The following is a 5117-nucleotide window of genomic DNA, read 5'->3' as shown; positions in this document are numbered from 1 at the left end:
ACCCCCGGGCTCGTTCAACAATGAGATAGGTTGCGGCAAGCGCAACATATCCTTATTCGTTATGCATCCTTCTCTTTCTCTTTCTTTTTCTTTTTCTTTTTCTCTTCATCATCCTCAGTTTTAACTATAAACTCGAAAACTGCTGATAGTTCCTCACCACCCAGCTTCTCAATGTATCTATACTCAACAATCTCTGCCGATTTCATGGATTCGATTGAGGATCTAACTCCCTCAATCTTGCTAAGATCATGTCCATTTATTCGAGTTACAATTACACCGCGTTTAAGGCCTACGGCTTTATAGTATTTTGAAATGTCGGTGATTTTGTATCCAATTATTTCACCACCGTGTCTAATAAGAGAGAATCCTCGTTCTTCGTAAAAGCCTAACCTCTCGCTTTCCGTGACCTCAAAACTTTCGGAAAATGCTGGCTGGCAAATAAGAGTCAATAGACTCAGGTAGATATATCTCACGAAACCCTCTTTTGCATAACGCTGAGTTAACGAGAAATTGGAAGCGTAAAAAAATAGGGTTTGCCCCCAAATTTTAAGACGTATCAACGACACTCTCCCTTCCGGTTTCTCGTTCAACGTTTTGTTGTACATAACCGCCCGCTCTAAGCGTGCGGCGCCTCCTTATAAAGGAATTTCCTTTTGGCGCCTTGCCCCACCTCTGGCTCAAGAGCCTGGCCGGAGCCCCACAGCGTTTGCAACAAAGTAGCACAGTTCTCAGATCCAGGCCACGGCTGGCTTTTACGTCCTCAAGGTTGCCGTGCTGCGCCAAAGCCCGCCGGTGGCGCTGCTTGGCCGCCGGAGCGTAAAGGCCATAATAGCGCACCGTGTGTACACCCCTGGCCGGGACGTGCTGTAGCAGACGCTCCGCAAGACCGAGCGGTGTAAGCCGCTGCTCTTTAATGCGCTTGTCCCGGTGGTCCAGGTAACTCATTTTAATGTCCCCTTGCTCCCACCCCTTGATTTGACTGGGATGGAGGGGCCCACCCTTGCAGTACCGGGCCAGATAGAGCATAACGCCTTTACCATGTTCGTAGCGCTCTTCGATCCGGACGCTCCATGTTTTGCGGTACAGCGCCCGGTAGTGCTGCCATAACTGTTGGATGGTCATATCCGGCGGCAGAGTCAGCTCGCCCCGCTGCAGCGCCTCTTTCAGAAGAGCCTGAACCTTGCCGCGATAGTAGCGCCGAAGCACTGGGCCGGGCAGCAAAAACTCGCCAGTGGCTTTCCACCGATTGCCAGGCGTTAAGCCGCCAGCGGTAACCAGGCAGTGCGTGTGCGGGTGCAGATTCAGTTGCCGCCCCCAGGTGTGTAATGTCATCAGTAGACCGGGGGTGAGACCGCCGTACTTGCGATCGGCCATCAGTTCCAGGAGCGATTGCTGGCTCGCCTTGAATAACAATTTGGCAAAGAGCGCTTCATTGTATCGCCACAGCGAGAGGTACTCGTGTGGCAAGGTAAACACAACATGAAAGTGGGGCGTATCAAAAAGACGTTGCTTTTGCTTCTCAACCCACTCGACGCGCTTTCGCTCTGAACAAACGTAACAACTTCTATGTCGGCAAGAGTGAAATTGCTCCCAGTGTTCATGTCCTTCGGGACAACCATAATGGCTAACGCCAAGCTCGCGTGTTTGGCACAGCGCTAATGCCTCAATCGCTTTGCGGTTCTTTAGCGGTTGTGGCGTTCCATCTAAAACTGGCTTGTACGCGCGAAGTAATTTTTGTATTGTCCGCTTCGGCATTTCCATCTGCCTCCCTTCCTTTGAATTACGCTTTCCACCGCGAAGCGGTTATGTCCAACGCCGCGCACACCGGTGCGAGCTTGCGAGCATCCGACGGCCGACAGGCCGTGTAGTGCTGCGCTTGGTTATGGCTGCGACGCTCCCAACCTACTATTAGCACTTCGCATAGCGCTAGCGGAGCCACAGCCCGAACAATGCGGGGCTAGAACTGAACACCTGCCACCGCCCGAATTTCTCTTACTGGCACACCATGCCAGTAGCGATGATGCTGCCGATTACCTCTTACCGTCCAAGTTCCACCAGGAGCGTAACTGCCAAGCCTGCGATGAACCGGATAACTCTAATGCCGGTTAACCTGGCTTTTGGCACGAAGCACGCAGGCCCGACTTAAACCCAACTAAAAGTAAAAAGCCGAGCACCCATAACGCCGCGCACACCGGTGCGAGCTTGCGAGCATCCGGCGGCCGCCAGGCCGCGTAGTGCTGCGCTTGGTTATATGTTTTGGTGGAAACACTCTCTAAGCTCCTTAATGTCTTTACTGGACTCACAACCTTGAACAGGATTATTCAGAAGGTAGTCCTCCACCTCATCTTTGGCTTCGATGTATCGCTGTTTTTGGCTGGCTGGCATATGCGGTGAAGCGATGAGGTCCTGCAAAAATTTATGATCGCCCAGCAGCACCATAAAAGCCAAATGCTTAGCCTGCTCCCTGTCCCCTTCATTGTATTGCTCGATAATCAGGAGCTTTTGCTTCACTTCGCTAGGAGTGGCGCTCAAATGCATTATCAGTGCTTGGCCTGTTGCTTTGTGAAGATAGACCCAAACCGAGATCCCGCTGATGAGAGCGCCGACAACCACAGCTATCAGAATTTGAGAAAATCGTTTCATAACATCCTGTACATATAACGCCCGCAATAAGCGGCCGAGTGAAACGAGGTCCGGCGACCGCAGGGAGCGTACTTAATTGCTTGGTTATGTGTTTTCATGGGTGCCCTATCTCATGCATAAGCCAGTAGGCATCAACATCCTCAATGTCACCATTTTTGCTTTTAATAAACCCGATACAATCAGTAGTTCCAAAGAACTTAGGAATGTGCCATTTTGTAAGCTGGACAACCAGAATAGCCGAATCTCCACCATAGCGCTCAGACCAGATAGAAGGGTAGTATTTCTTCCACCCTATCTTTACAGGAACTTGATCTATCCAGCCCAAAGACGAAATTTCACTAAAGGTTTTCCCTCTGTAAGAATCTCTCATTCCTTCAAGAATTTCGCTCACTGTTCTATTCATAGCGAATTACACATAACGCCCGCCATAAACGGCCGAGTGAAACGAGGTCCGGCGCACGAAGTGCGCGAACTTGATGGCTTGGTTAGCCTGCTTGTTCACTACCTAGTCGCTTTAGCATGATTTCACCCATGATTGATGGTTTCTTATTCATGGATTCCTTGAGGGTTGGCTCGTAATCAAATGGCAAGCTTTCGACGCCATGCACGATTGACCATAAAACGCCCGCTCCGTCCTCTTCAGGGTATCGCTCGAAAACACCAAATAAGATTGGCAAAAACTCTTCGCTTACTCCAGAGATCCAAAGTTCTTCGAGCAGACCATCTAGAGGCAACCATTCATCTTCAATGGGCTCAAAGACAGAAATCTCCTCCAGGATTTGTGCAGAACTACGCATATCTTCCTCAAGTCAGGCTAACGCCTCAATAACCGGCAGCGTTGTGGCGAAGCCACGCTTTTAGCTGTCCGGCGCCGGAGGCGCGAAGTTAATTGACTTGTTAAATGCTTGCTGACAACGTTTAATCTTTGCATCGAACTGCACCAGGTTATTGGAATATCCTTTGAATCGCCCACGATGTTCATTGAAATATTCTGGGGAATCTACAAAGGGAAAATCCTCACCTATATCAATCCGAAAGTTGTAAGTTCCGATAGAATCTTTAAAGTGCTCCCGCCATTCCTTGTACCCCTCTATATCGCAGTGCTCACTATAAGTCTTCAGAAGTACGTTTTGGTAAATCAGAGACTCTGACATTGAGCTTATATCAAGCGCTGCATGCTCTCGGGCGTCCCAATATTCGTTGTATAGATAAGTACAAAGTACACCCAATACAAAAAAGAGCGCGTATCCTGCAATTCTCTTCATGACTCTCACTGGCATTTAACGCCCGCCATAAGCGGCCGAGTGAAGCGAGGTCCGGCGCACGAAGTGCGCGAACTTAATGGCTTGGTTATGCATCCTGGCCTCCGACAATGATAAGCTCAGAACGACCGATAGCACGTGCTCTATGCTTTGTACCAGCTGCAACTGTATAAGATTGACCCTGATTGAGCTCAATTGATTCGCTATCTGTGTCAATAAACACCTTTCCTGACAGAACGAGAAAAAACTCATCTGCATTGTCATGAGTGTGAAAGTTCGCTTCTACGTCTTCCATCACTCGCATGGAAACCGGGGAACCATTCACTTCCCCTAAGCCAATTGAAGCCCATCGTTCATTCAGGTTCTTTAATTCAGATAGTACATTTTTCATAGCTGACTACTGTATGCATAACGCCTAAGCACAGCGGCGCGAGTTTACGAGCGTCCGGCGCCCGGTAGGGCGCGAACTGGTGCGTATGGTTACGTGTTTAATCACGACTCCGCCTCCCGTGCTTAATGTAATAATGAGGTATCGCTACTGCGCCTAAAAGCACCATGTACGATATCCACCAACCTCGGTTTTGTAGCTTCCGAAGACCGCTATCACGAATGCAAACTGCCAGTGTGATGACGGACATTAATAGCACTACTACCCATAAAGCATCTACTATTCCCTTTGGGACTACCCTTTCTCCCGAACCCCAATAATAGGGCACGTTCATATTGAAAGCGACAATATATGCTACCGCCAAAACGATCGTAACAATCAGTATCGTCTTCTCAAGCTTACTCATAGATACACGTAACATTTGTATATCGCGCATGCGTGATATTTAACCGAGATATAGGTTTAATAAAATTATGCAACCTATTGATTTCCTTGATTTTAGTCCGCAGCCAGGTCGTTTGGATGAGACTGTAAACGCGCATGCTCGATATCATTCTACCCAATGCGCGATATTCTACCAATGAGTTCTTATAACCCATTGTTTTTCTTATAATTTTCGAGATTCTCCCACCAAAAACGCGCACTTCCTGTCAGAAAAACGCGCACTCCCATTGAAGTCTGGCTAGATATACTGTACATATATACAGAACAGTAATTAGCTCAAGGAGGATAGATTATGGCACGCAAGAGTCCTTTTTTGGGGTTCTTCGTAAAACTCTGTGGAGCGCTACGGCAGCATATCGAGCTTTCCACAGTGAAACAGT

7 protein-coding genes are annotated in these 5117 nt (G+C 48.5%); all 7 read right to left on the bottom strand.

Annotation, left to right across the window (positions count from 1 at the left end; all coding sequences use genetic code 11):
* Positions 1-59 precede the first annotated feature (59 nt).
* The 7 genes from AAE514_RS18165 to AAE514_RS18135 all read right to left on the bottom strand — a co-directional run bounded on the left by AAE514_RS18165 (position 60) and on the right by AAE514_RS18135 (position 4296).
* Positions 60-473, bottom strand: a complete 414-nt coding sequence (locus AAE514_RS18165; protein WP_347332980.1) for a hypothetical protein — start codon at positions 471-473, stop codon at positions 60-62.
* A gap of 73 nt (positions 474-546) precedes the next feature.
* Positions 547-1761 carry an IS91 family transposase gene (locus AAE514_RS18160; RefSeq protein WP_347332979.1) on the bottom strand — a complete coding sequence of 405 codons (1215 nt, stop codon included), beginning with the start codon at positions 1759-1761 and terminating at the stop codon, positions 547-549.
* Between the two features lie 486 nt (positions 1762-2247).
* The gene (locus tag AAE514_RS18155) at positions 2248-2643 is read right to left on the bottom strand and encodes a hypothetical protein (RefSeq protein WP_347332978.1); all 396 of its coding nucleotides are present in this window, start codon (positions 2641-2643) and stop codon (positions 2248-2250) included.
* A 94-nt stretch (positions 2644-2737) separates the two neighbouring features.
* Positions 2738-3046, bottom strand: a complete 309-nt coding sequence (locus tag AAE514_RS18150) for a hypothetical protein (RefSeq protein WP_347332977.1) — start codon at positions 3044-3046, stop codon at positions 2738-2740.
* A gap of 82 nt (positions 3047-3128) precedes the next feature.
* On the bottom strand, positions 3129-3440 hold the full coding sequence (locus AAE514_RS18145; RefSeq protein WP_347332976.1) for a hypothetical protein: 312 nt from the start codon (positions 3438-3440) through the stop codon (positions 3129-3131).
* Positions 3441-3500: 60 nt separating this feature from the next.
* Complete coding sequence (locus AAE514_RS18140; protein ID WP_347332975.1) at positions 3501-3908, bottom strand: hypothetical protein; 408 nt, start codon at positions 3906-3908, stop codon at positions 3501-3503.
* Positions 3909-3993: 85 nt separating this feature from the next.
* Complete coding sequence (locus tag AAE514_RS18135; protein WP_347332974.1) at positions 3994-4296, bottom strand: cupin domain-containing protein; 303 nt, start codon at positions 4294-4296, stop codon at positions 3994-3996.
* Between the last annotated feature and the right edge of the window lie 821 nt (positions 4297-5117).

Origin of the sequence: Marinimicrobium locisalis (genome assembly GCF_039822625.1) — a bacterium.
Taxonomy (GTDB): domain Bacteria; phylum Pseudomonadota; class Gammaproteobacteria; order Pseudomonadales; family Cellvibrionaceae; genus Marinimicrobium; species Marinimicrobium locisalis.
Note: the sequence above shows the minus strand (reverse complement) of the source record. Positions and strands in the feature narration are given on the sequence as shown.

What these genes read in the sequence shown, in the direction of transcription:
- AAE514_RS18160 (WP_347332979.1), bottom strand. Translation starts at nt 1,761, where the DNA reads ATGGAAATGCCGAAGCGGACAATACAAAAATTACTTCGCGCGTACAAG.
- AAE514_RS18155 (WP_347332978.1), bottom strand. Translation starts at nt 2,643, where the DNA reads ATGAAACGATTTTCTCAAATTCTGATAGCTGTGGTTGTCGGCGCTCTC.
- AAE514_RS18150 (WP_347332977.1), bottom strand. Translation starts at nt 3,046, where the DNA reads ATGAATAGAACAGTGAGCGAAATTCTTGAAGGAATGAGAGATTCTTAC.
- AAE514_RS18145 (WP_347332976.1), bottom strand. Translation starts at nt 3,440, where the DNA reads ATGCGTAGTTCTGCACAAATCCTGGAGGAGATTTCTGTCTTTGAGCCC.
- AAE514_RS18140 (WP_347332975.1), bottom strand. Translation starts at nt 3,908, where the DNA reads ATGAAGAGAATTGCAGGATACGCGCTCTTTTTTGTATTGGGTGTACTT.
- AAE514_RS18135 (WP_347332974.1), bottom strand. Translation starts at nt 4,296, where the DNA reads ATGAAAAATGTACTATCTGAATTAAAGAACCTGAATGAACGATGGGCT.